The sequence below is a fragment of the Lactiplantibacillus modestisalitolerans genome, assembly GCF_005405425.1.
Lineage (GTDB): Bacteria > Bacillota > Bacilli > Lactobacillales > Lactobacillaceae > Lactiplantibacillus > Lactiplantibacillus modestisalitolerans.
Genome location: NZ_BJEA01000022.1, coordinates 16,843 through 41,163 on the forward strand (window position 1 = coordinate 16,843; position 24,321 = coordinate 41,163).

Below are 24,321 nucleotides of genomic sequence, written 5' to 3' on the forward strand. Positions count from 1 at the left end.
ACAACTTCACAATATCACAAAAATTTAGGGGGATCATATTATGAAGACACGGTTATTCGCCATTGCGGCGAGCCTGAGCATGGTTGCTGCCAGCTTAGCGGGCTGTGGTAGCTCGAATAGTAGTAGCAAAAAGGCAAGTAGCAGCTCCAAGACCACCAGTTCCAAAAAGGCGGAGGCCACGACGGGGGCGTCTAAGTCCCAGTATTCGTCGATGAAGGACCTCAAATCAAAGTACGACGTGGTAATTGTTGGGGCTGGGGGTGCCGGGATGTCGGCCGCCTTAGCTGCCAAGGATAAGGGCCTAAAGCCAGTTATTCTTGAAAAGATGCCGGTTGCTGGTGGGAATACGTTGAAGGCCTCGTCGGGGATGAACGCTTCTGAAACCAAGGTTCAGACCAAGGCGGGAATTAAGGACTCCAACGATAAGTTTTACGAGGAAACCCTCAAAGGTGGGCACGGCACTAACGATAAGCAAATGCTCCGGTTTTTCGTGGACCATTCCGCGAGCGCCGTGGATTGGCTGGATAGCATGGGAATTAAGCTGACCAACCTGACGATTACCGGTGGGATGAGCGCGAAGCGGACGCACCGCCCAGCGGATGGTTCCGCGGTCGGCGGCTACTTGGTGAACGGCTTATTGAAAAACGTTAAGAAAAATAACATACCAATCTACGTTAACGCCGACGTCACTAAGATCAACGAAAATGACGGCAAGGTCGACGGCGTGAAGGTTAAGTTTAATCAGGATAAGACCAAGACCATTAGCTCCAAGGCCGTCATCGTGACGACCGGGGGTTACGGCGCAAGTAAGGCTATGATCAAACAGTACCGGCCCGACCTTGCCAAGTACGTGACAACTAACCAAGCCGGCAGTACCGGTGACGGGATCAAACTCGTAACCGCTCTTGGTGGGTACACGGTCGACATGGATAAGATTCAGATTCACCCAACCGTCTATCAAAAGCCGCCGTACTTAGTTGGTGAAGCGGTTCGGGGTGAAGGCGGAATCCTAGTTAACCGGAATGGTCAACGCTTTACGAACGAAATGGGCACCCGGGACGTGGTTTCCGAAGCCATTAATAAACAGGACGGCCAGTACGCTTACGTCGTCTTTGATGGTGGCGTTAAGGAGCGCGTTAAAGCCATTAGCCAGTACCAGAAGAAGGGCATGGTCATTGCCGGCGATAGTTTAGCTGACCTAGCCAAGAAGATGGACGTTTCTAGCAGCCAGTTAGCCACGACGGTCAAAACGTGGAATACGGACGTTCAGAACAAAAAGGATAGTCAATTCGACCGGACAACCGGGATGGACAATCAGTTGAAGACGCCGAAGTACTATGCCATCAAGATTGCACCGGGGATTCATTACACCATGGGTGGCGTGAAGATCAACCCGCAAACGCAAGTCTTGAAGAAGTCTGGTCAGGCGATTCCAGGACTGTACGCTGCTGGGGAAGTGACTGGCGGCCTGCACGGGGACAACCGAATTGGTGGGAACTCCGTTGCTGAAATCGTCATCTTTGGGCGCCAAGCAGGGACCCAAGTTGCCAACTACGTTAAATAAGTTCATTAGCATAAAATAAACGAAGACCGCGAGCGGCTAAATCCCGTTCGCGGTCTATTTTTGTCGTTTATTGGAGTTTGAAGCGGGTCGTCAGTTGGTTGATGATTGGTACTTTAAAGAGGACGACGAGAATACTGGTGTAACAAATGTAGGTGACGACTTCCTGGATGAAGCGGGTCGTTAGTAACGCGCCCCACGGTGTGAGGTACATGATGTGGAGCCATAAACTATTTAAAACGAAGTTCCAAATGAAAACGACGATGAAGTTAGCGATTAGAATGCGCCCCAAGCTAGTCTGGTGATAAAAGGCAATCCCGAAAGTTAAGCCGGTCAAGAAGGCCGTTAGGATGAAACCCGGGAAGAAGGTGAATTTTGGAAACAGGACCATCCCCAAAAAGTAGGCTAAGCCGGTACTGCCAGCCGTTACTAGTGGTGAAAATAAGCGGGCTGTAATTGCGACGATGATAAAGGCAAAGGCAATTTTCGTCGTTAAAAACTGAATTGATAGCAGACTTCCCAAAACGATTTGCATCGCCGTTAGGATCCCCAATAAGGTAATTTTCTTAAGCGTTGGTGCAGTGTACATGTAATCAATCCCCCATTCATGATATGTATGTATTTTAATGGAAAAGGTGGGATAATACTAGTCAAGACACGGGAAAAGATGGGCTAGAACTAAATTCCAAAAACGCTATGGACAGCATAGCGCTATGGCTGGTAATGGCGGCGCAATAAAAAAACCAGCCTTCGGTAACGGAAAACTGGTTTACTAGCTTTTTGCTTGATCATACGTTAACTGACTTTTGGCGCACGTTTCGGCTATTAAATATGAAGCGACGCACAAGGGGCTGTGGCTAATATCACGGCCTTTTAATGGCGAAGTCGGTTCAACTCATTATTCAATTTAGTTAGAAAAAGTTCCGCTAAGCGTGAGTGGGGCCGTTCCCTTTTCCAAATTAATTTAGACGCAACCCGCGGCATCCCAATCAACGGTCTAAAGACAAGCGAACTGTCCGGCAAGTGATAATCTGGTTTATCAAACGAAAAAGCTAAGCCAACGCGATTGCGAACTAATACGTGCATGCTGTAATACATGTCGTAAGAGCCAACAATTGTTAGTTGCTCACGATACGAACCCGCCCACTTTTCAAGGGTTCGCTGGACATCCGCCTGTCGGGCTAGTAGAATGCGATGTCCCACCAAGTCGGACGGCGTTAAGCCGGCATGAGTCGTTAATTCGTGTTCGCGTGGCATGACTAACCCCCAGGCGTCTGATTGTGGAAATTGTAATTGCGCATACTCCGGTAACCGCTCATCCGTGGAAATGATACCAAAATCTAAGGTGCCTTGCTCTAATCTTTCCCGAATAACGTCCCCAGTTGTACTAACAAGATTAACGTTTACGGTCGGATATGTCGTCACTATCTGATAAAAAATTCTGGCAATTAAATCACTGGTGAAATTTTCGCCGGCACCGATATACAAGTCACCGGCAACGAGTTGCTTAGTATTGATGGTCCGCGTCGTAGTAGCTGCCAATTGTAACATTTCAACCGCTCGTGAATATAAAAATTGGCCATCAGCGGTTAACTTGATTCCGCGGCGACCACGGGTAAATAACGTGGTATCCAACTCTGCTTCTAGGTCTTGGATTTGACGCGACAACGTGGATTGCGAAACGTGCAAAACATTGGCTGCCCCTGAAATATTACCTTCCTGCGTAATCGTAACAAAATAGTTTAAAACTCGTAATTCCAACGTCACACCCTCCTAAATCTTGAATAGTCACTTTATTATACAATACCCATAGCGTCAAAAAGCCACGGCACAATTGAGCACCGTGGCTAAAACGTTCTAATAAATTTATAGTGATTGTCGGGTTGGTCGAACAATCACTTCACTGACGGACATATTATCTGCCGTACCAATCGCATATTCAACCGCCGAAGCCACCTGATCTGGCTGTAAGCCGTTAATATTTTTGAAGAAATCTTCAGCAAATTGTTTTTGATCGGCATCGTTGATTGAATTGAATAATTCAGTCCCAGTACTTCCTGGTGAAATAATCGTCGTTTTAATACTATTTTCGGCCTGCTCTTGGCGTAACCCGTCCATAATCGCACGGACGGCATACTTAGTCCCACTGTAAACAGCACTATCAGGACCCACTACGTGACCGGCCACTGAATCGGTCGTGATAATGTGACCACTTTGGCGCTTTGCCATTGCGGGTAAAACAGCGGCAATTCCGTTTAGAACTCCCATAATATTAATCTGTAACATATTTTGCCATTCATCCCGACGTCCTTCAACTAAAGGAGCGGTCGGCATAATCCCGGCGTTGTTATAAAGGACGTCGACTCGGCCGTAAGCTTTCTGGGCCGCATCAATAACTGCCTTAACCTGTTCAAAATCAGTAACGTCTGCCTTAAAAGTTTCAATCGCTACGGATGGAAACTCTGCTTTAATGCTATCTAGTCGTTCTAAGCGTCGCGCAGCTAAAAATAGTTTAGCGTTATCCTTAGCAAGTCGCCGTGCCGTTGCGGCCCCAATTCCTGATGAGGCACCCATAATGACAATAACTTTGTGGCTTAAATCCATTTTATAATCCTCCACTGACTTAATATTACTGTGACTAACTTAACTAACGAATCCAGCATACCGTGTCAATGAGAGTCCGTAAAATAGTTATTGAGCATATTAAAATATAACTAATAGTAATGTCTAATGATTTGGCTTGTCAGATTCTCGTGGCGTATAAACAATCCAAAATAGTCCGTCTAATCCCAAAATAACAATACAAAGCACTGGGACAAAATTTATGGCCACTAGGCAGGCCACGATTGCGATCATCTCAAAAATACTACGTTTTGGCTGTACTAATAATTGTAGTTGTTGACGGCTTTCTGAATTATCACGTATTAAACTGTACACCAATAATCGAAACGCCAGTCCCCACAAAACATATACCAGTAGATAAAAGCCAGCGGTCGTCCGTGAATTCGGATACGCACCAATCCACCCAGTTGCGACGGGCGATAGTGACATCATAAAAAGCCAGATACAATTAGCCCAAAAAGCGCGTTTTGAAATCCATTTTGCATGGGTAAACAAATAATGATGGCTATACCACGTTGTTGCAATCAGAAAGAAGCTAATTAGATAAGCAAAAAAATACACACGTTCTGCAAATAGCGCCTTTAAACTAGGACCTTCCGGTACTTTCATTTCTAAAACCATAATCGTCATAATAATTGCGACAATCGCATCCGTAAACGCCTCAACCCGTCCTTTATTCATCACAACACACTCCTTGATAATTATTATATAACTTAAAGTCATTGCTTCGCATTCATAATAACTATTTTACAACTAACCATGGTGGTATTATGCTAATGCCATTAACAAATTAATTAACTCGTTCAATTAGCAGTATCCTGCAATTATGAAAGGAAGTCCAATAATGGCACGAATATTAATCATTGATTATTCAAAAACTGGTACTGGCGAAGCGGTTGCTAAACAACTGGCTAGTGAGATTCATGCCGACTACTACCAAATCAAGCCTAAGCGTAACTATGCCGCCAGTATGTGGGCGGCTTGGGACCAAGCACAAGCAGAAATGGCAGCCCATCAAATGCCGGCGTTAGTTACTGATTTTCCCGACTTTACCAATTACGATCAGTTTATCCTTGGTGGTCCGGTTTGGGGTAAGGCGATTGCCAACCCCCTACGTGCTTTTCTTGAACAAGTCGATTTTCAAGGCAAACCAGTTGCCGCTTTTTGGACCTACTATGATCACGACGAACACTATACTGAATCTCTGAAGTCCGCATTGCAAAATGGCAACTACCAATTTGGGCTCCCACTAACCATGACCACGCTGAATCAACCGGCAAAATTAACCGTTGTGCTAAATAACTGGTTAGACAAATTTGAACACTAGTCTAACCTTGCCCATGATAAAAAACCACCCCAGTGAGCGGACTGGGGTGGTAACGACGAAACGGGCATGACGTTTTGTCGCTGTACTAATGAAGATAGGTGGTACGCATTGATGCAATACCTAGGGGGTGTTGCATGTTCAAATATACCGAAAGGTTGTGAGGTTTGCGTTAAAACTGTGTATTGATCTTGTAAAGGTTGTGCTGACTTTGTGTAAGGGGGCATAGAAGCCGCCAAAACATCACGCGTCACTCCAAATAGCCGAAACGTGGTCCAACAGGCAGCTCCCTGCGCTTAACAATGCTAGTGAAACCATCCCAAACCCAGGGATAATTCCCCTAGCACCCGGGGCACTCAAGTGAGTCGAAACGTGGTTGCCCGGCCAGGTGCTTGCGCCTAGCCATAAAACCCGACAATGGCAAAGCCCGCCATCATCGGGTTTTTCGGCTATGCTCGGCACCTAAACGGCCGGGCAACCACTCTTTACTTCTTCACCACCAACTGCCCGCGGTGCGGCCGCTCCAACGCCTCGTGCGCCTGGACGATTCCCTGCAACGTCAACGGGAACGTCGCCGCCACCGTCGTCACCAACTGATCCGTACTCAACAACTTAAATAATAATTGTAACGTCGCCTGATCCGAAATCACGTTAGTTGGCTGAATTGATTGAAAATTAATTGATTTACTAGTTGCCGGCAAGCGGTGCGCAAACGAAACGATTGTCGCATCAAACTTGGCCATCGCTAGGTCTGCCTTACCCGCATTGGTCGCGGCGTCCACGTCGATCACCACGTCACCCTGGTCTGCCAAAACGTGGGTGGGATTTTGGCGGTCGCTAGAAACAAACTGGTCAACGCCCAAAGCGGTTAGCGTGTCCGCACTTGCGGCGACCCCAACGGCAATTACGTGCGCCCCCATGCGTTTCGCTAATTGAACCGTGAGTAAACCAACGCTCGTATCGGCGCCCTTAACGATCACGGTTTGCTCCGGACGGATGTCCGCGTAGTAGCGCACCGTTTTGTGGGCAATGATCCCGGGCGTAATTAAGCTTACCGCGTCGGCCGGCGTCACGTTGTCTGGAACGGTCACCGCTAAGTCGGCGTCCAAACAAACTTGATCAGCATAAACGTGTTCCGTGCGGGCCGCGACGACCGTTCCAAGCGACCAATCTTGGACGGCGGGGCCCATTGCAATGATGCGACCAACGACGTCCCTTCCCGGAATGACTGGAAAGGTGACGTTAGGATCGTCCCCATTACGTTCTAATTGTTCCTGCTGATTTAAATTAACCGCCAGCGTTTCTAACACTAATTGATTGCCAGTTGGTTGAATGACTGGCTGCGTGAGTGCTTCAAAAACGGCTGGACCCCCAAATTTTCGATAACCATATGCAAGCATCGTTTTTCCCTCCTTGATAGTCAAGCGTGCTTTTGCCTAATTGTAGCGGGTGGGGGTCAAAAATCACAAGCAAGCACGTTTAGAAGTCGGGTTTTGTTCGGTCAATTTTTTTAGTCTTCGATCGGTTGGGCACTGACGGCGGGCATCCGCTTAAGGCCAATTCCCGTGAAGCCACTAAGAATGGAGAAGATTGGTGACAGCAAGCTAAAGAAACAGAATGGTAGGTAACTGAGCGTCGGTACGCCGAGGGTGCTGGCCGCGAAAGCCGCCGCCACGCCCCACGGAACGAGGTAGTTGATGACGGTCCCCCCATCTTCAAGCACCCGACTAAGCGCCAGGTTCGCTAAGCCCCGTTCGTTAAAAGTGGCTTTAAACGCTTTCCCGGGTAAGATCACGGATAGGTATTGTTCGCCGACGAAAATGTTGACGCCGATGCCAGCTAAGATGGTTGCGGTAACCGTCGCACCGGTTCCCTTTAAACGCTTAGCAAGCGGCACCATTGCGGTTTGGATCAAGTTAAACCGCATTAACAAGCCCCCGAGTGCGAGTGTCAGTAAGATTAGGGATACCGTCCCCATCATGGCACTGATGCCACCCCGCGATAGGAGGGCGTCAACACTCGCGTTACCGGTTTTGGCGACGAAGCCACTTTCAATCATCGTCGCAATTTTAGCGACGGCGATGTGGGGTTGTTCGACGTAGAGCATCCCGATTGCCCAGCCAATGTTAATTAGGAGGGTTGCGATTGCGGGAATTTTTAACAGTGCGCAGGTCAGCATGATCAGCAGTGGCACCGCGGCCCACCACGTAATTGTAAAGTTCTGATTAAGGGTCGTGAGGGTTGCTTGGACCTTGCCTAAGTGGTTGGTCGTAGCGGCCCCGTTACCGAGAATCGTGTATAGGACGAGGGAGACTAAGAATGCTGGAATCGTTGTCCACATTAAGTTGCGGATGTGGCTGAACAGGTCGCTTTCGGCAATTGCGGCGGCCAAGTTGGTTGAATCGGAAAGCGGCGACGTTTTATCCCCAAAAATTGCGCCGGAAATAATTGCCCCGGCAATGAGTGCGGGGTTAATGCCCATCGTGGTCCCGATTCCGAAGAGGGCAATCCCAATCGTTGAAATAATCGTAAAGGCGCTCCCAATGGAGGTCCCGATGATGGCGCAAACGAGGAAGACGGACGGGACGAACCACTGCGCGGAAACGAGGTGGAAGCCGAAGACCATCATTGAGGGGATGATCCCGGCCGCAATCCAGACGCTGATCAACGCCCCAATTAGTAAAAAGATAAAAATTGGGATGATCCCGGTCTTGATGCCGTCGATAATGCCGCCGTGAATGTCGTCCCACTGGGCACCGCGAACGCGTGCCCAGGCAATGACCAACGCAATCACGAGAATGACGGGCGTTTGTGGTGAGAGCCCAAATTTAATGACCCCGAGGCCCATGATAGCTAACATAATTAATAAAACGATTAATGCTTCGAATAGGTGGACTGGTCGCCACTTCGTACTTTTTTCCATAGTTGTGTCACTCCTTAAATTAAAGTGCAAAAAAAATCGTCCCCGTTGCAGACAACTGCAACAGGGACGATTGATCGGACCGTGGTACCACCCAGCTTGAGCCCCAATTGGACTCCACTCACTAGCAGTTAACGGCTCTAGTTATTATCCGCCGGGCGTACCCGGACATCGCTTACCGTATTTCATCAATCTTAGCCTGATCGGTTCGCAGCAACCACCGACTTTCTGACCCCCAGCTAAGTTGTTACTTGAGAGTAAGTTTAACGTTCGTTATGAATTTAAAGGTGATGATAGCATGTTCCCACGCTTCCGTCAACTCCGGGTTGTTTTTTGGAGCGGTACCGGGTGCGGGAAATGGGCGGCTAATGCTAAAATAGAAGTGGTTCGTGCCGCTTAACTACTGATTAAGTTGGCACTAATTTACAGAATCAGGAGCTTATCAAAAGGAGGATGTTGGCATGGCAACACAGTGGTGGCAATCCGCGGTCGTTTACCAAGTTTACCCGCGGTCGTTTCAGGATTCAAACGGGGACGGAATCGGTGATTTACCCGGGATTACGCGCCGGTTGGCTTACATTAAGCACCTGGGAGCCGACGTGGTGTGGTTGAACCCCATTTACCCGTCACCGGGCGTGGACAACGGCTATGACGTGAGTGACTATTACGAAATTAATCCGGAGTTCGGGACAATGGCCGACTTTGAGGAGCTGCTGGCGACGGCCCATCTGAAAAAGCTGAAGGTCATGCTCGACATGGTTTTGAACCATTCTTCAGATCAACACCCCTGGTTCGTTGAAAGTGCGCGTAACCGCGATAATCGGTATGCTGATTATTATATTTGGCGGGATCCGGTTGATGGTCATGAGCCGAATAATTGGGGGGCCGAATTCGGGGGGAGCGCTTGGACCTACGTCGCCAGTCGCAAGCAGTACTACCTGCACTCGTTTGCACCGGAACAGCCCGATTTTAACTGGGAAAATCCGCATTTACGCCGGGCGCTTTACGATATGCTGAACTTTTGGGTAGCCAAGGGGGTGGACGGCTTCCGCTTTGACGTGATCAACATGATCTCAAAACCGCAGGACTTTCGTACAAAGCGGTCGACCCCGGCGGGCCGCTTCGATCCGATCGGGCAGTACGTTGCTAACGGTCCGCGCCTCAACGAATTTTTACAAGAATTAAACGCCCAGGTCTTGAGTGGTCATCAACTCATCACGGTGGGTGAGATGCCGGGGGTCACGACCACCCTAGCTTGCGACTACGCTGGCCTGCACCGTCGAGAGCTCAACATGGTATTTGAGTTTGAACACATGAACTTGGACGGCAATGCGGATGCGGCGCTCGGCAAGTGGTCGGATCAGCGGGTCGCACTCCCCGCGCTGAAACGGTGCCTTAGCAAGTGGCAAACGGGACTGGCCGACCGGGCGTGGAACAGTTTGTATTGGAACAATCACGACCAACCGCGCATCGTGTCACGTTTCGGGGACGAACGCCCGGTTTACCGGCAGCGCTCGGCCAAAATGTTGGCGACTATGTTGCATTTCCTACAAGGAACGCCGTATATTTACGCGGGTGAGGAACTCGCAATGACCAACGCCCACTTTACAAAGCTGAGCGATTATCAGGATTTAGATAGTTTGAATCGTTATCATCAGCTAGTTGAACAGGAACGGCGGGTTTCAGCGGCCACGATGCTACGCTACTTAGGCCGCCAATCGCGCGACAATGCGCGGACGCCGATGCAGTGGGATGCGAGTGCTAACGCGGGCTTCACAACGGGGACGCCCTGGTTAAAGGTTAACCCAAATTACTTGCGGATCAACGCCCAGAAGGCTCAGACGACGCCGGGTTCGATCTTGAGTTATTATCAGCGCCTAATCAAGTTGCGCCATCAGTTGCCAGTAATTACGACGGGAAATTATCGGCTGCTATTGGCTGAGGATCCGGCGGTATACGCCTACCTGCGTAGTAATCATCAGCAGCACCTGCTTGTAATTTGTAACTTTACGGCTGCTACTCAGACCCGTCATTTTAGTGAATTACCGGCAACCGCAACCCTACTGATTAGCAATTACGATGATGACCGCGGGGACGTACTACGGGCGTACGAGGCCAAAGTATATCAGTTCTAACCGCAGGACCTTTAATTGAATGGCAGACAAAAATGGTTTTGTACCAATTGGTGTTGATATGCCGCCAGCTGACTTTTGGCGCACGTTTCGGCTATTAATATGATGCGACAAAAAATAGGACCGTGACTTGAGTCACGGTCCTATTTTTGACTAGATGGTCAAGATTGGGCGTCGTCCTTAAAGGTCTGCTCGACGATGTCCATCACTTGTTTAAATAACCCGATTGGGAACTGGTGGGCCCGCCGAATTAAGTTGATGTGGACGTTTGGTACCTGTACGCCCCTGATAGGTAGTTCCACGAGGTCTTCTTGGTGGCTGAGCATCGTGACGTCGGAAACAAAACCGAGGGCGAGGTCTTCACGGACGAGTCCACTTATCAGGGTACTACTATCAGATTCAAACAGAATCTGGGGCTCAATGGAAAGCTGTTCAGCAAGTTGCCGGAAGACGAGCTTGTTTAAGTAGGTCGCGTTTAAAATGACGAAGGGTGACTTTAGTGCGTCCGCAAAGGTCGGCTCATCCATTTGGGCGAGCGGATGCTTGGGACTGGCTAAAATCTTAAAGTCGAATGGCCGTAACGGGGTCACTGCTAGCCGTTCGTCAAGGGTTTGGTCGAGGTTGCCGCTAATTGCTAAGTCGAGTTGACCAGCTAGAACCTGTTTAACGAGTTGGTTAGCGCCCATTTCAACCGTATGAACGCTTTTGAGCAATCCCTGATCAATAATGGGCTTGGTAATCGTAGGTAAGTAATGTTCACTGACGGATGGTTCGATTCCAAGTCGTAGCGTATGTTGCCGTAAGTGGCTAATGGATTCGTTAACGTGTTGCCAGTGGTTGATAATATCATTGGCTGCAAGCAGTAATTGCTGACCGCTAGGTGTTAACACGAGCGCCTTAGTTTTAGCCTGGCGAAAGAAGAGCGTCGTCTGAAAGTGACGCTCCAAGCGTTTGATGGCCTGAGAAATCGTGGGCTGGCTAACGTAAAAGTCGGCCGCCGTTTGGGTGTAGCTCTGGGTGCTAATCAGGCGTTGGAAATAGTACAAATCTTTAATATTCATGACAAATACTGCCTCCGAAAAAATGATGAGTATTCAGCGCTTAATAATGACGACCCCACAGTACGCGTCGTGCCAGCGTCAACTTGGTAGGTTAGCTTAATCATACCATGATTGGGACTCGGAAAGTGGCCCGTTTTAACGGGTACTAACCTAGCGCCTAATCGAAGTGATGGGCAGGCAAGTTTGCCAATTATAAGGATTATTAATAACGCCAAACAGATGATTGGTATAGGTGTTAATTTAATGCGGATGCCACTTTGATGTCATCCGTTTTGATTATCAGTTAAAGGGGTGTCATAACTTGCGAATGGGCCTAATCAGGGTGTTGACGAGCCGTTTTTGCCCGTAAAACCATGATAAACGTAGGTCATCAGTCAAACATTACCGCAATAAGTTAAAGGGGTCAATGGATAAGTGGTGATTATACTGATAAAATTACTTTTTTAATTAAAATTATCACTAGATAGTTGAAAATAGTAACGGTATAAAAAATAATTATCAGTTAACCCCCTGTTGGATATCGGGTGATAAATTAAAATTGGTCTAAAGTCAACTGGCGAACCCGTGTCGTGACAGCGCTTACCATTTTAGGAACCCCAAACGGGCCGGATAAAGTTAACCCCTTTAAACTATAAACTAATCGAATAAGGATAAGCAAGTTTTAACGAACATAAGATTAAGTTTAAACTTATTGACGAAGGTTATATAAGCACCACTTATTAGTTAAGGGGTTGTTCTATTTTGAGCCGGTGTTAGCGACCGCGATTAAGTAGGTGTGTCAGTGGCAAATCGGGATGCCCAGTTAATGGGATTGCGGTTAATCATTTTTTACATAAATAATTATAATACCAACTAAGACAAAATAGCTATAAATCCCACTTTTAAGGGTTGTTGGTTAATTGACTATAAATATTAATTATTTAATTGGGTGATAAACCTAGGGGGCTAATGAGAATTGACGTTACTTACGGGAGCGCTTTTGCTCGGTAGTCCGGGCGCTCAGTTGGTAGCGCCCGACGATGTCGAGGCCGATTCCCAGAATAACCATCACCGTAAAGTAGTGGCGCAGGGTCGGATATAAGTCGGCGGGCAGGACGCGGTTCGTAATAACGGCGGCCCCAATAATTGTAATGAGGGCGAAGACGAGCCGGACGTTCGTTAAAATAAATTTATCGTTCATATGAGTTCCTTTCATCGTGAAACAATTGCAATAAAAATAATTATAATTACGAGAACGGTTCCAAGTCAATGCGAAGCCCTTGCGGTAGTAATCAGGGTAATAAGGGTTCTGTACTAATTGGTGTTGAAATTGCCGCCAGCAGCGGGTGTAACCGGGTGGCTGGAACACTGCGGGCATCGATTTGAGCTCACTCAGAAAAACCACTGAGCCATGGTTACACCCGCTACTGGCTAGACTGGTTTTTATATTGAGTTTCTTGGGTGACTCTGATAAGTCACAATTAATGCAGATAATCCTGCAGAATGGTTACTAAATATAATGTAATCTTGCTTGCTATTTCGCTAATCACAACGAACTGATTGAAAATTCAATTGGCAACCTTCTTAGCAGATCAACACCAAATATCATAGACCTTAATAAGGGGCGGCGTTCTAGTGGTTAGCGCTTCTGAGCGGATTGGAGGCACGCAAAAAGGACCATGACAATGGCACGGTCCTTTTTGCGTCTTTAAATGGTGATAGCCGAATACGGTTCAATAGTTAAAGTATCACTAACGGCGATTCTGCCGCTCGTGATCGATTCTGACTGGTTGTGCGGCGGGTTCGCGGTTACTGCCAGCGATGACACCGGCGGCAGCTGCCAAACCAGCTGCGGTTAATAAACCTGCTAATAACATGGACAGAACCCCCTTTACGAGTGCTAAAGCAACATCTCTTGATACTTGCAGTGTAAGTGACTTCTCAGCGAATTGCAATTATTTTGCCGGTATTGAATGACTTTGCGAATAATTTGATATTTTCTTAAGTAATTGCCGGTTGGTATTAATTCTTGCAAAGGCGGCCGCGTCACATAAATACTCTTGAACTTGGTCGCGGTCAGTTGCAAGCTGGGCTTGTAAAAATTTGATGCGCGCGGCGTAGTAGGTGACGTGGAACTGCGAGCAAACTTTGATGCCGTAGTTTAATAGGCGTAAGCCCTCCGCCTGTTCACCGAGGTGCGCGTAAAAAGCACCAGTATAATAAGAAAGATTAATCACGCGCCAAACGCTAGCCGTCGTTTCTAGCGAGAGGTTCGGCAAGGCGTGGCGGACCTTTTCAAAGTAGTACTGAGCCTTCTCGTTATCCCCATCGCGCTGGTAAGCAATCCCAGTGCCGCAATAGGCGAGTTGGGTATAGATCGTAATGTGGGCTTCGTCTAAATCGGTGATGATTTGATCGAAGTTAAAGAGCACGTCACTGATGGGCTGGTCGGTTAAAGCGGCCACGTACCCCTTTAAATAGCAATACTGTAACTTTGTCTCTTGGTCGTGGCGCGGTTGGTGCGCAATTTTGGCTAATTGCTTCTCAGCATCTTGGAATTCGGCCGTAATTAGATCAAATTCCACCTGTTCGAGGACTTTCAAAACGGCGGCGTCGGCGACCCGCTCGGTTGGAAAGACGTCTTCTAATTGAAGGTTTAGTCGCTGGCAGAGCTGCGCAACGATTCGAATTGCGGGAGCTTTCCCGTTATTTTCGAACTTGCTCAGGGTGGCCTGGGTACAGATCCCATCGGCTAAAGCCTTTTGTGAGAGGCCCAGGGCTTTGCGCCGGGCGATAAACAGTTCAATGTTCAAGCGAACACATCCTTTTTAGTCTTTGATTACCAGTAATGAAACTGCTTTCATTATCAATTAAACGCTTTTTATATAATAATGTCAATATTGAATTGGTATCAAAAATATTCTTAAAATATATTTCAACGCTAAAAAGACGTCTACCGCTGCTGCGGTAAACGTCCCATTGTCCCACCTAAAGGGGCTTGCGGTTCAAATTATTTTACTTAGCCATGTAGGCACTCTTGAAGTTGTAGTTGATGCCGGCAGTGTTGTAAACCAGCCCCTTCAACTTCGGGTTGACCATTTGCGCGATGACGTTTTGTGACAATGGTGCGACCCCTTGGTCAGTCCCAATCGTCTTTTCAGCCTTCGCTAACGCTGCCCAACGTGCGGACTTGCTCGTCGTGTTATTAGCTTCCTTGATAGCGGCGTCAAATTCGGCGTTGTTCCAGCTACCGAAGTTGTACGAGTTATCGGAGGTCATGATACCCAAGTCGGAAATTGGGTCCGCGAAGTCCGCTTGCCATGCGGAGATAACCATCTGGAAGTTCCCGGCAATTTCACGGGCAATCCGCGTCTTGTAAGGAACGGTAACACTTTTAACGGTTAAGCCTGGTAATTCCTTCTCCAATTGACCTTGAACGTATTCGGAGAGGGCCTTCATTTGGTCGGTGTCGTCGTGAGTTAAGGTGATCGTTAACGACTTCTTACCAGTTTCTTGAAGTCCTTCCTTCCAAAGCTGTTTAGCCTTGGCGGTATCGTGAGTAACGGAATCTTTGACACTGTTTTCAGTGGCGAAGTCCTTACCCGTGGTTGGATCCTTAGCAAGTCCGGTTGTGACGAAGCCCTTCGGTGTCACTGAACCGTCCCCTAAAACGTTGGAGACCAACTGCTTGCGGTTCAACGTCAATGACATTGCCTTGCGGATCTTAGTGTTGGCGAGCGCTTTAACCTTCTTCTGGTTAAATTCAATGTAGTTTAACCGGGAAGATTTACGGATAACCAACTTCGAGTTGTTCTTTTCGTTCTTAACTTGTTGACCAGAAAGGGTGGCTTGATCCAACTTACCACTCTGGAATAAGTTAAAGGCGGTTGTCGTCGACTTAACTACTTGGTCGTGGATCTTGGTCAAGTAAACGTGCTTCTTGTCCCAGTAATTATTGTTGCGAACCAGGGTCCAAGTTGAGTTGGTCCCCTTCCAGCCGGTCATCTTGAACGGCCCGTTGTAAACCATCTTGCTAGCGCTCGTCCCGTATTGTTTCCCGTATTTTTCAACGGCATTTTGGTTTTGTGGGAAGAAGACCACGAAGCCCATTAGCAACTTAAAGTATTGCATTGGTTTTTCCAGGCTAACGGTCAACTTGTACTTGCCATCGGCTTTAATCCCCAGGGATGAAACCTTAGCTTTACCCTTGGTGATTTTGTCCGCGTTTTTGATCCCAGAATAGAGGTAGGCGTATTGGGATGCGGTCTTAGGGTTAACCGTGCGCCGCCAGCCGTAAACGAAGTCCTTTGCCGTTACGGGGTCGCCGTTACTCCACTTAGCGTTTTTCCGTAACGTAAAGGTATACGTTAACTTATCCTTAGAAACCTTGGTCTTAGTCGCAATCCCGGGGGTTGCCTTACTGTTTTTACCTAAGCGGTACAGCCCTTCTTGCGAGTTACTGATCATCGTCCCACTAATCACGTCGGTCGCTTTCGACGGGTCCAAAGTCGTAATATCCTGACCATTTTCCGACCAATTTAGGACCTGCGTTTTGGCCATGTCACCGGATGTATTGCCGGCATTCTGTGAACTAGATGACGATTTACTGCCACAACCTGTAAGTAAAACGCCAGCGGTGACCGTGACGGCCGCCGCCGTTGCAACTGTTTTCCATTGCATATAGATATTCCCCCTACCAAAAAAATGACTATGTATGATATAGAGATGAGAATACATTAAAAAATGATTAAAATCAATCTTTATTTTCTAATAATTAAAATAATTAACGAAAAAAAGGTCGCAACCGCGTTCAAATCGGTTACGACCTTTATTAGTGAAAGTGAATAGTGTTCAAAACGCAAGCATGTTAAGGACGGGCCTAACGGTGCCAACGCATCGTGTATTCGGGTTGGCGGGTTGCCTTATCCACGCTTTGCTGGTGGACTTGAAAGCCACTGTGATGATAAAACGCCACGGCCTTGCGGTTGGCGACGTAGACGGCCAACTGAAGTTTGGGTTGGCGGGCCTTAGCCGCGGTGAGGAGGGCGCTTCCAACCCCCTGTTGCTGGGCCGCGGGAGCCACGAATAGCCCCGCGATGTAACACCCCTGTAAACCGAGAAAGCCACAAAACGGTTCGGTGGGTGCGGTTTGCGCCACGATTAGTTGGGCTTGCGTTAAAGCCGTACGCACTGCTGGGGCCTGCTTACGCCAATAGTCCGCTTTAACGAACGGGTGGGCGTGCAGGTTGCCGTCGAGCCACAACGCCATTAGTTGGTCGAGTTGTTGGTTAGTCGGGCGCTGTAATAACTGAATTTGCATGCAATCATCCTTAATGGTGGATTAACAGCCGGACACGGGCAACTGCCGGAATCTGGTATAACGCGTCAATTAACTGCTGGCTGCTTTGGTGGTCGAGGTCGTCAACGTCAATGATCGTGTAAGCCGTGTGGGCCTTGGCCGCGTTGGCCATCGTTGCAATGTTAAGGTTGGCAGCCGCCAACTTCGACGTAATCTGGCTGACCATGTTCGGCACGTTTTCGTGAATCACGGTGAAACGGTAGGCCGCGTTGAACGGCACGTTCAAGTCCGGCAAGTTAATGGCTGCGTGGACGTTTCCGGTCTCAAGGTAGGTCATGATCGTTTTGGCCGCCTGGGTGGCCCCGTTGATCTCCGCTTCGACCGTCGAACCGCCAATGTGCGGTGTGACCGTGACTTGGGGATCATCCGCCAACTGGGGTTCACCGAAGTCCGTGTAGTAGTGGGCAAGCTGACCGGCGTGCAACGCGGCCACGGCGGCCGCGTTGTTGACGATCCCAATCCGCGAGTAGTTGAATAACTGGGCGGTGGCCGGCATGGCGGCGAGTTCGTCCTGATCAATCAAGTTAACGGTGTCCTCATTCTTAGGTACGTGAACCGTCACGTAATCCGCGTTTTTGACGGCAGCGGCCAAGGTTGCGGCCCGCTGTACCGGCTTAGCGATGTTCCAAGCGGCGTCGGCTGATAGGTAGGGGTCGTAACCGATGACGTTCATGCCGAGGTTAAGCGCGGCATTGGCGACGAGTGAGCCGACGTGACCGAGCCCAATGACGGCGAGCGTTTTCCCGAGCAATTCTGTCCCGTTAAACTTGGTCTTATCGTGCTCCGTTCGTTGGGAAACGTCCGCTTCGGTGTGCTTTGCCGAGTAGTTGGCGGCCGCCATCAGGTTCCGGGAGGCGATTACGAGGAGGGCCACGATCAGCTCCTTCACGGCGTTGGCGTTACTACCGGGGGTATTAAAGACGGCGGTTCCGTTGGCGGTGGCGCGATCTAACGGGACGTTGTTATAACCAGCCCCAGCGCGGGCGATGACTTTTAAGGACTTCGGTAGCGTCTCTGGGTGTAAGTCAACGGAACGAATTAAGTAAGCGTCCGGTTGGTCGGATTGATTGATGGCGTAATCGGTCGTAAAGGTGTCGAGCCCGGCCTGGGCAATGGCGTTATAAGTTTTAATTTGATACATCGTTAGTGCACTCCTTTATTATGTTGTTCAAAGTTTTCCAAGTAATCAACCAGCGCTTGAACGCCAGCTTGCGGCATCGCGTTGTACAGACTAGCACGCATCCCGCCAACTAACCGGTGGCCCTTTAAATTGAGGAGCCCGTGTTCAGTCGCACCCGCAATAACGGCCTGGTCGACGGCGGCGTCACCGGTAACAAATGGCACGTTCATGGTTGAGCGGTCGGCTGGTTTGACCGGGTTGGTGAACAGTTTGGACTGGTCGAGAAAGTCATAAAGTAACCCGGCTTTTTGCTGGTTGCGGTTGGCGATGGCTTTCAACCCGCCCTGGGCTTTTAACCATTTTAAGACTAAGCCAGCCGCGTAAATGGCGAATACTGGCGGCGTGTTGAACATTGAGCGTTTATCCGCAAACAGTTGGTAATCGAGCATGCTGGGGAGGTTGGTTGCGTGACCAAGCAAGTCGTCACGAACGATGACGATGGTCAAGCCCGCCGGTCCTAAGTTTTTCTGAGCACCGGCAAAAATCATGCCGAAGTCGCGAACGTTGTAGGGTTGGCCCAAAAAGTTGGACGACATGTCGGCCACGAGGGGAACCCGGCCCGTTTCCGGTAACTTGGTATACATCGTGCCTTCAATCGTGTTGTTGGTCGTTAAGTGGACGTAATCTAACTGCTGGTCAACCGGTTGTTCGGGGTACGGTAGGGCGGTGAAGTGGTTAGCTGCGCCGCTACCAAGAATATCGACCGTGGTGTTGACCCGTTGCGCTTCGTCAGCGGCCCGGCTCGCCCAGTGTCCACTATCTAGTAGCCCAATGTGGTGGTGCTTAGTCGCTAAGTTCAGTGGCGCCGCGGTAAACTGTAACGTTCCGCCACCTTGGAAAAAGAGCACCCGGTAGTTGTCCGGAATCTGCATCAAATCACGTAAATCTTGTTCGGCCTCATTAATGACCTGATCGAAGAGTGCCGAACGGTGTGAGATTTCCATGATACTCATCTGAGAATCGTGGAAGGAAGGTAATTCGGCTTGGATTTGAGCAACAACTGGTTGCGGCATGACGGCCGGACCGGCGGAAAAATTATAGGTTGGCATGGCAGTTCCTACTTTCTAAAAATGGTTTTTTGGCAGTAAAAAAGTCCTGACGGTCACGTTCGACCACCAGGACGGTTAAAGACAAGTTAAGAGAACGCCCGGCGCATCGAATGTGAAGAACATCCGTGTTCGGGCTGTGATTTCAGACGAAATTAGGCCAACACAGATGAATGTGTAGACCAGGAGGAGACTTTTAAATTGGGTTGTGTTAGGTTAAACATGTAAACCGCTCCTTAATTTCGTTGCTTCAAACTTAGCAAGGAAACCGAAATTTGTCAAGCCGGTTGATGAGAAAAAATGATGGCACAATTAAGAAAAGTCGGTTAATCTTAATTTAGACTTAATACTAGAAGGGACGCACGCGCATGACTAATTTTTACGTAATCCGGCATGGGCAGACGACTGCCAATGCTCAAAATCTGAAACAGGGCACGATCAACACCGCCATAACTCAATTGAACGCAACTGGTAAGCAACAAGCGCAAGCCTTACGGACTGCGTTTGATATTAGTTTTGCCGACCGGCTGATTTGTAGTCCCCTTGACCGCACCCGGGCGACCGCGGCGATTTTAAATCACGGCCACGACTTGCCGGTCACGACCGACGAGCGCCTACTAGAAATCTCGTACGGCCAGTGGGACGGTCAAAAAAACGCGGACCTATTGGCAACTTACCCGCAGTACTTTGACCCCCAGTTAAAGGACGTTTTGCCAAGCTACGTTGACGTTGCGACCGCGGGTGAAACGTTTGATCACGTGGTGGCCCGGGTCAGGGACTTTTTGACGGCGACGGCGCAACGGTATCCGGACGAGCAAATTATCGTCGTTACCCACGGCTTTACCGTTAAGGCAATGGCCATGGCAGTTCTGAAACCGGCCGACCCGATGAGTTTACCGGAGCCTGATAATACGAGTGTCACCAAAATTACGGTGAACGCGCAAGCAGAGCGGGCCTACTTAACGTATTATAATCGTCAATTTGGCTTCTAATTATTTAACGTCACCAGTAATTCGATTTACAATTAATGGTGACCGCGGTGCATGACGCGTGTAACGCGGTTGGATCGCAACAGGCGACCACATATCTATAAAACTCCTAAGTCGGGTGGTTCCGGGCATGCCGGGACCACCTGTTTTTATGGTTGGATTATTAGCGGGGCATGTTGATGATTACTCGTTAATTGGAACTTGCGCGCTAAATATTTTGAATCGGCAATGACGATTGAATTCAAGGGACTAAGTTCATTAAAGTTGACCGGCCGTTATTGGAATTTTTTAATAAAATGTTCGGTTACCCGGGTCATTTACAGCTTAATTAGTTAACGATGTGGATTATTGAAGCGGACAGAACGGCGCCCTGGCAACGTCATCAAATTGTAATGATAAATTGCGAACGTACGTTCTAAATCTGTGCTATGATATAGCTATTATTTTCGATGGGGTGATCTGAATGGAACAGTTGAAACCAATTGAAGCGTCGTTATTACAAGCCTATGAATTGAATTGTGTCGTGCGGTTAACCTTAGCGGACGGGCAACGTCCCAGCGGTTTAATTGCGGCAGTTAACGGGACGCGGTTGTTGCTAAACCAGCGCGCAGGCGTGGTAACCGCGGTCGCACTGGCGCAAGTAACCGGCATTGATTTTCTAAAGGAATCTTGGTGGCAACGGTCGTAACGGATCACCGGGGGAGCGGACCAGCGGAACTGGTGACGCGCTGCCAAGTAAAAAGGCTTGTCGGTAACGGCAAGCCTTTTTAAATACGGTTATTCAGTTGTTGGCCGGTCGCGCGGGTCCCGTAGTTCTTTTACCAAATGAGCGTCGGGGACGACCGTGATTGTACGGGCCCCACCACTAAAGGTGACTAATCCCGATTTAGCGCCGTGGGGTTTGTGGAGCTGCCCAACCTTGAGGACGTCGACCGGGACCCGCTTTAACCCCCGGCCCTTACTATAGTAGGCCGTTAAAACGGCTGCTTCTTGGAGCGTCGCTTCGGTGGGCTGAGTGCTGTGGATGACAACGTGGGAGCCCGGAATTTCGCCGCCCGCGTGCATCCAGTAGTAGTCCTTGCGGGCGGTCAGCGTTAAGTGATCATTTTGATGACTATTTTTGCCGACCTCCACTAACACGTGGTCGTGGGTGTAAAAGCGCCGCGGATGAGCGGGCGCGGGGGCCTTCGATGAATGTAAAACCTGCGTATGAATGGCGCCCTCCGCAATTAATGCCGTTTTTAGCGCGGTCACTTGATCAGCATCATTGGGATCGAAACCTTGCTGACGGGCGCGTTGTTGAGCTAAATTAGCTTCGGCTTGCTGGCGGTTAGCGAGTACGGTGGCGTGTCCGCGTTTTAACTTACGGTAACGGTCGAAGTAGTTTTCAGCGTTAGCCATAATTGACTTGCTGCTGTCGAGTTGAATCGTTACCTGGTGCTCAGGGTTGCGGTAATCGGGGACTTCAACGTAATTATGGCGGCCCTCGATTTGATGGGCGTACGTTTTTAGGAGCGTCCCCTTTAGTTTGAGTTCGGCCGGATCAGCCATGTGGGCTAGGGCCTTAGTTAGTGATTCCAGTTGTTTTTCAGTGTGGTGTAATTGGTGTTGGAGCCCGCGTTGAACGAGTTCAACATCGCTTAAAGTTGTCATTTAAAAATCGTCCTTTGTTTTCAGTGGTTAAGTTATATTATACACGCTCGAAAATAGTTCACCATTTTTCAGAAAAGTTCGGTATCCTATTAAGGGGAGAGTGATTTTGAAATGCAAAAAACATTAATTATTAATGCCGGTAGTTCCTCGTTAAAGTGGCAATTATTTGAAATGCCCGCTGAAACGGTGGTTGCTAGTGGTTTGGTTGAACGGATCAGTATGCCTGGTTCCATTTTTACGATTAAGTATGGTGATCATCAAAAATACGAAACGACGGTTGATAATTTAGATCAAAATCATGCCGCCCAGATGATGTTAACGGAATTGCAACGGTTAGACGTTATCGCGGACCTAAGCGAAATTACGGCGGTTGCGCACCGGGTCGTTGCCGGTGGCGAGCAGTTTAAGCACGCGGTGGAAGTGACGCCGGATGTGTTAGCGGCCATCAAGGACTTGAGTAACTTCGCGCCGCTTCATAACCCGATGGAAGCCAAGGGGATTGAAACGATGGCCCAAACGCTCCCGGACGTTAAGCAGTACGCGGTGTTTGATAGCCAATTCTTTACGGACTTACCCGAAATGAATGCCATCTATAGCCTGCCGTACGACCTCACGAAACGCTACCATATTCGGCGTTATGGGGAACACGGAATTTCACACGGCTATTTAACTGGCCGCGCTGCGGAATTATTGAAGCAACCCAAGGACCAAGTCAACTTAGTAACGATGCACTTGGGGAGTGGCGCCTCGTTGGCCGCGGTTAAAAATGGGCGCGCCTACGATACCTCGATGGGCTTTACGCCGCTGACTGGGGTGACGATGGGAACCCGTGCCGGAGACGTGGATCCGGCGGTCTTACCGTTCTTAATGCAACAACAAAACGTGACCGACCCGAATGAAATCATGATGATGTTAAATAATGAATCCGGTTTGTTAGGCGTTTCCGGGATTTCCCCTGATATGCGGGAAATTAAGGCCCAGGAACAAACTAACCCCCGGGCCAAACTGGCAATTGAAATCTTTGTTAACCGGATTGTGAAGTACGCTGGGAGTTACCTAACTGAATTGCAACGCGCTGACGCGTTGATCTTTGCCGGTGGCATTGGGGAACACAACGCTGAATTACGGCAACAAATCGTTGACGGGTTGAAAATCTTCGGGGTTGCGCTTGACCCCACTTTAAACGCGGCGGGAGCCGAAGGGGTTATTAGCAGTGCCGACTCTAAGATTAAAGTGCTGCTCATCCCAACGGACGAAGAGTTAGCGATGGTTCGCCAGGTTGCAGCGTTACAAGATTAATAAGAACACCTTAAATTCTGAGCACAGGACTAGGCGGGACGCAAACCAGCTGGTAAACTAAGACTTAAGGATACCGGCGCACCGGTATCGTCAAGGAGGGAAGCTCTACTTTAGAGCGCAAACATGATCGGTTTTTTGATTGCTTTAGTGATTGCATTCTGGTTGCTAAAAGTTGTCTTTAAAATTGGTTTTAAATTAATTGGGATTCTTTTCACCATCGTCATCGGCTTATTCTTGCTGCGGTTCATGCTCTGGATTGGCCTGGCCGTGATTGCAATTGCCGGCGTCGTGTGGTTGGCGAGTCCCCTCAGTCATTAATAACGTAAAGCGCGTGTGTCAGCATTGATTCAAAAACTAAAAGGGAGACTGCGATGTGTTCGCAGCCTCCCTTTTCCATAGGACGGTAATATCCAGACTCTAATTGAAAGCGAGTAGTTGGCCAAGCCAAGCGCACGCAAGCCCGCCCAAGGTGCTGAGAAGCACGTAATAACTAGCCGTTTTGCGGTGGTGATGGCGGACGAGTAATACGAGTTCGTTAATCATCGTTGAAAAGGTCGTGTAACCGCCGAGAAGGCCGGTACCTAGAAATAGTTGCCAGGAGGTGGTCAAAGAAAGCGCGAGTAGCCAGCCAAGGCAGGCCGCACCGCTTAGGTTGATTAATAACGTCGTAACGGGGAGTTGCCAGCGGTCATTAAGTGGGCGGGCAATCGTCATAATGCCGTAGCGAATGAGAGCCCCCGCCGATGCGCCAACTCCGACGAGTAAAGCGGGTCCCATCAATCAGCACCACCCTTAGGATGCTGTAACCACCGGTTATTACAGCTAATAGCTAACCAAGCTGCTACGGAGGCACCACCAAGGCTGAGGGCTAAATAGCCACTTGCCAAAACGCTATGGCCACTTTGAATTAACTGTAGCGTTTCAACGGAGAAGGTTGAAAAAGTCGTGAAACTCCCAATTAGGCCGGTACTCAAACCAGTCATCAGGGTCGGACTAACCGGCAACTTGGCGGGGAGGCCGGTGGTTATAAAGCTAAGTAGGAAGGCCCCAACGAGGTTAACAATCAGGGTACTCGTGAACTCTCCCGTCACTAAAGTAACGGGCTTCGGCGTAAAAAATCTGCAACTAAACAGGTTCTATCCGAAAACGTTTAGGCAATGCACCCTCGCGGGTGGGCGTCAGTTAAGAAGCTCAAA

The 24,321-nt window shown here is 49.0% G+C and carries 24 protein-coding genes; 7 read left to right on the forward strand and 17 right to left on the reverse strand.

The window, feature by feature from the left end; translation table 11 throughout:
• Positions 1-40 precede the first annotated feature (40 nt).
• Positions 41-1,564: a flavocytochrome c gene (locus FFM79_RS11580; protein ID WP_137643642.1), complete on the forward strand. Its 1,524-nt coding sequence runs from the start codon at positions 41-43 to the stop codon at positions 1,562-1,564.
• 67 nt (positions 1,565-1,631) lie between these two features.
• Here the strand turns inward: FFM79_RS11580 and FFM79_RS11585 are convergent, their stop codons facing one another.
• From FFM79_RS11585 to FFM79_RS11600, 4 genes are all read right to left on the reverse strand, one after another.
• Positions 1,632-2,150, reverse strand: coding sequence for a folate family ECF transporter S component (locus FFM79_RS11585; protein WP_137643643.1), 519 nt, complete (start codon positions 2,148-2,150; stop codon positions 1,632-1,634).
• A 284-nt stretch (positions 2,151-2,434) separates the two neighbouring features.
• A complete protein-coding gene (locus FFM79_RS11590) occupies positions 2,435-3,322 on the reverse strand; it encodes a LysR family transcriptional regulator (protein ID WP_170177459.1) in 888 nt (295 codons plus the stop codon).
• A 105-nt stretch (positions 3,323-3,427) separates the two neighbouring features.
• Entirely contained in the window at positions 3,428-4,165 is a 738-nt protein-coding gene (locus tag FFM79_RS11595; RefSeq protein ID WP_137643645.1) for an SDR family oxidoreductase, read from the reverse strand.
• Between the two features lie 123 nt (positions 4,166-4,288).
• Positions 4,289-4,864, reverse strand: a complete 576-nt coding sequence (locus FFM79_RS11600) for a TMEM175 family protein (RefSeq protein ID WP_170177460.1) — start codon at positions 4,862-4,864, stop codon at positions 4,289-4,291.
• Positions 4,865-5,027: 163 nt separating this feature from the next.
• Here FFM79_RS11600 and FFM79_RS11605 point away from each other — a divergent pair, with 163 nt between their 5' ends.
• A complete protein-coding gene (locus FFM79_RS11605; protein WP_170177461.1) occupies positions 5,028-5,510 on the forward strand; it encodes a flavodoxin in 483 nt (160 codons plus the stop codon).
• Between the two features lie 482 nt (positions 5,511-5,992).
• Here FFM79_RS11605 and FFM79_RS11610 read toward each other — a convergent pair whose 3' ends face one another.
• Together FFM79_RS11610 and nhaC are read right to left on the reverse strand one after the other, a co-directional pair.
• Positions 5,993-6,907: an NADP-dependent oxidoreductase gene (locus FFM79_RS11610; RefSeq protein ID WP_137643648.1), complete on the reverse strand. Its 915-nt coding sequence runs from the start codon at positions 6,905-6,907 to the stop codon at positions 5,993-5,995.
• 110 nt (positions 6,908-7,017) lie between these two features.
• Positions 7,018-8,430: a Na+/H+ antiporter NhaC gene (gene nhaC, locus FFM79_RS11615; RefSeq protein ID WP_137643649.1), complete on the reverse strand. Its 1,413-nt coding sequence runs from the start codon at positions 8,428-8,430 to the stop codon at positions 7,018-7,020.
• 458 nt (positions 8,431-8,888) lie between these two features.
• Here nhaC and FFM79_RS11620 point away from each other — a divergent pair, with 458 nt between their 5' ends.
• Positions 8,889-10,562: a glycoside hydrolase family 13 protein gene (locus FFM79_RS11620; protein WP_137643650.1), complete on the forward strand. Its 1,674-nt coding sequence runs from the start codon at positions 8,889-8,891 to the stop codon at positions 10,560-10,562.
• A gap of 158 nt (positions 10,563-10,720) precedes the next feature.
• Here the strand turns inward: FFM79_RS11620 and FFM79_RS11625 are convergent, their stop codons facing one another.
• The 8 genes from FFM79_RS11625 to serC all read right to left on the reverse strand — a co-directional run bounded on the left by FFM79_RS11625 (position 10,721) and on the right by serC (position 19,187).
• The gene (locus FFM79_RS11625; RefSeq protein ID WP_137643651.1) at positions 10,721-11,620 is read right to left on the reverse strand and encodes a LysR family transcriptional regulator; all 900 of its coding nucleotides are present in this window, start codon (positions 11,618-11,620) and stop codon (positions 10,721-10,723) included.
• Positions 11,621-12,581: 961 nt separating this feature from the next.
• Positions 12,582-12,800 carry a hypothetical protein gene (locus FFM79_RS11630; protein ID WP_137643652.1) on the reverse strand — a complete coding sequence of 73 codons (219 nt, stop codon included), beginning with the start codon at positions 12,798-12,800 and terminating at the stop codon, positions 12,582-12,584.
• Between the two features lie 550 nt (positions 12,801-13,350).
• Entirely contained in the window at positions 13,351-13,476 is a 126-nt protein-coding gene (locus FFM79_RS12820; protein WP_263854457.1) for a hypothetical protein, read from the reverse strand.
• Positions 13,477-13,554: 78 nt separating this feature from the next.
• Positions 13,555-14,412 carry a helix-turn-helix transcriptional regulator gene (locus FFM79_RS11635; RefSeq protein ID WP_137643653.1) on the reverse strand — a complete coding sequence of 286 codons (858 nt, stop codon included), beginning with the start codon at positions 14,410-14,412 and terminating at the stop codon, positions 13,555-13,557.
• Between the two features lie 202 nt (positions 14,413-14,614).
• Positions 14,615-16,279, reverse strand: a complete 1,665-nt coding sequence (locus FFM79_RS11640; RefSeq protein WP_137643654.1) for a peptide ABC transporter substrate-binding protein — start codon at positions 16,277-16,279, stop codon at positions 14,615-14,617.
• Between the two features lie 199 nt (positions 16,280-16,478).
• On the reverse strand, positions 16,479-16,919 hold the full coding sequence (locus FFM79_RS11645) for a GNAT family N-acetyltransferase (RefSeq protein WP_137643655.1): 441 nt from the start codon (positions 16,917-16,919) through the stop codon (positions 16,479-16,481).
• Positions 16,920-16,929: 10 nt separating this feature from the next.
• Entirely contained in the window at positions 16,930-18,099 is a 1,170-nt protein-coding gene (locus tag FFM79_RS11650; RefSeq protein ID WP_137643656.1) for a phosphoglycerate dehydrogenase, read from the reverse strand.
• Between the two features lie 2 nt (positions 18,100-18,101).
• Complete coding sequence (serC, locus tag FFM79_RS11655; RefSeq protein ID WP_137643657.1) at positions 18,102-19,187, reverse strand: 3-phosphoserine/phosphohydroxythreonine transaminase; 1,086 nt, start codon at positions 19,185-19,187, stop codon at positions 18,102-18,104.
• 365 nt (positions 19,188-19,552) lie between these two features.
• Between serC and FFM79_RS11660 the strand changes: the two genes are divergently transcribed.
• Both FFM79_RS11660 and FFM79_RS11665 read left to right on the forward strand, forming a co-directional pair.
• On the forward strand, positions 19,553-20,176 hold the full coding sequence (locus FFM79_RS11660; RefSeq protein ID WP_137643658.1) for a histidine phosphatase family protein: 624 nt from the start codon (positions 19,553-19,555) through the stop codon (positions 20,174-20,176).
• Positions 20,177-20,636: 460 nt separating this feature from the next.
• Complete coding sequence (locus FFM79_RS11665) at positions 20,637-20,861, forward strand: hypothetical protein (RefSeq protein WP_137643659.1); 225 nt, start codon at positions 20,637-20,639, stop codon at positions 20,859-20,861.
• 89 nt (positions 20,862-20,950) lie between these two features.
• On the opposite strand, the gene FFM79_RS11670 is transcribed toward FFM79_RS11665, so the two are convergent.
• Positions 20,951-21,826 carry an NFACT RNA binding domain-containing protein gene (locus tag FFM79_RS11670; protein ID WP_137643660.1) on the reverse strand — a complete coding sequence of 292 codons (876 nt, stop codon included), beginning with the start codon at positions 21,824-21,826 and terminating at the stop codon, positions 20,951-20,953.
• Between the two features lie 111 nt (positions 21,827-21,937).
• Here FFM79_RS11670 and FFM79_RS11675 point away from each other — a divergent pair, with 111 nt between their 5' ends.
• Positions 21,938-23,125, forward strand: coding sequence for an acetate/propionate family kinase (locus FFM79_RS11675; RefSeq protein WP_137643661.1), 1,188 nt, complete (start codon positions 21,938-21,940; stop codon positions 23,123-23,125).
• Between the two features lie 123 nt (positions 23,126-23,248).
• Complete coding sequence (locus FFM79_RS11680; protein WP_137643662.1) at positions 23,249-23,443, forward strand: small multidrug resistance protein; 195 nt, start codon at positions 23,249-23,251, stop codon at positions 23,441-23,443.
• A gap of 99 nt (positions 23,444-23,542) precedes the next feature.
• On the opposite strand, the gene FFM79_RS11685 is transcribed toward FFM79_RS11680, so the two are convergent.
• Both FFM79_RS11685 and FFM79_RS11690 read right to left on the reverse strand, forming a co-directional pair.
• Positions 23,543-23,902 carry a fluoride efflux transporter FluC gene (locus FFM79_RS11685; RefSeq protein ID WP_137643663.1) on the reverse strand — a complete coding sequence of 120 codons (360 nt, stop codon included), beginning with the start codon at positions 23,900-23,902 and terminating at the stop codon, positions 23,543-23,545.
• Positions 23,902-24,216 (reverse strand): fluoride efflux transporter FluC, encoded by a 315-nt coding sequence (locus FFM79_RS11690; RefSeq protein WP_225424450.1) that lies wholly within the window; start codon positions 24,214-24,216, stop codon positions 23,902-23,904. Before FFM79_RS11690 ends, FFM79_RS11685 begins: the two co-directional genes overlap by 1 nt.
• Positions 24,217-24,321 lie beyond the last annotated feature (105 nt).

Coding starts and splice junctions, on each gene's coding strand:
- FFM79_RS11580 (WP_137643642.1), top strand. CDS start 41: ATGAAGACACGGTTATTCGCCATTGCGGCGAGCCTGAGCATGGTTGCT.
- FFM79_RS11585 (WP_137643643.1), bottom strand. CDS start 2,150: ATGTACACTGCACCAACGCTTAAGAAAATTACCTTATTGGGGATCCTA.
- FFM79_RS11595 (WP_137643645.1), bottom strand. CDS start 4,165: ATGGATTTAAGCCACAAAGTTATTGTCATTATGGGTGCCTCATCAGGA.
- FFM79_RS11600 (WP_170177460.1), bottom strand. CDS start 4,864: ATGAATAAAGGACGGGTTGAGGCGTTTACGGATGCGATTGTCGCAATT.
- FFM79_RS11605 (WP_170177461.1), top strand. CDS start 5,028: ATGGCACGAATATTAATCATTGATTATTCAAAAACTGGTACTGGCGAA.
- FFM79_RS11610 (WP_137643648.1), bottom strand. CDS start 6,907: ATGCTTGCATATGGTTATCGAAAATTTGGGGGTCCAGCCGTTTTTGAA.
- nhaC (WP_137643649.1), bottom strand. CDS start 8,430: ATGGAAAAAAGTACGAAGTGGCGACCAGTCCACCTATTCGAAGCATTA.
- FFM79_RS11620 (WP_137643650.1), top strand. CDS start 8,889: ATGGCAACACAGTGGTGGCAATCCGCGGTCGTTTACCAAGTTTACCCG.
- FFM79_RS11625 (WP_137643651.1), bottom strand. CDS start 11,620: ATGAATATTAAAGATTTGTACTATTTCCAACGCCTGATTAGCACCCAG.
- FFM79_RS11630 (WP_137643652.1), bottom strand. CDS start 12,800: ATGAACGATAAATTTATTTTAACGAACGTCCGGCTCGTCTTCGCCCTC.
- FFM79_RS12820 (WP_263854457.1), bottom strand. CDS start 13,476: ATGTTATTAGCAGGTTTATTAACCGCAGCTGGTTTGGCAGCTGCCGCC.
- FFM79_RS11640 (WP_137643654.1), bottom strand. CDS start 16,279: ATGCAATGGAAAACAGTTGCAACGGCGGCGGCCGTCACGGTCACCGCT.
- FFM79_RS11645 (WP_137643655.1), bottom strand. CDS start 16,919: ATGCAAATTCAGTTATTACAGCGCCCGACTAACCAACAACTCGACCAA.
- FFM79_RS11650 (WP_137643656.1), bottom strand. CDS start 18,099: ATGTATCAAATTAAAACTTATAACGCCATTGCCCAGGCCGGGCTCGAC.
- serC (WP_137643657.1), bottom strand. CDS start 19,187: ATGCCAACCTATAATTTTTCCGCCGGTCCGGCCGTCATGCCGCAACCA.
- FFM79_RS11660 (WP_137643658.1), top strand. CDS start 19,553: ATGACTAATTTTTACGTAATCCGGCATGGGCAGACGACTGCCAATGCT.
- FFM79_RS11665 (WP_137643659.1), top strand. CDS start 20,637: ATGGAACAGTTGAAACCAATTGAAGCGTCGTTATTACAAGCCTATGAA.
- FFM79_RS11670 (WP_137643660.1), bottom strand. CDS start 21,826: ATGACAACTTTAAGCGATGTTGAACTCGTTCAACGCGGGCTCCAACAC.
- FFM79_RS11675 (WP_137643661.1), top strand. CDS start 21,938: ATGCAAAAAACATTAATTATTAATGCCGGTAGTTCCTCGTTAAAGTGG.
- FFM79_RS11680 (WP_137643662.1), top strand. CDS start 23,249: ATGATCGGTTTTTTGATTGCTTTAGTGATTGCATTCTGGTTGCTAAAA.
- FFM79_RS11685 (WP_137643663.1), bottom strand. CDS start 23,902: ATGGGACCCGCTTTACTCGTCGGAGTTGGCGCATCGGCGGGGGCTCTC.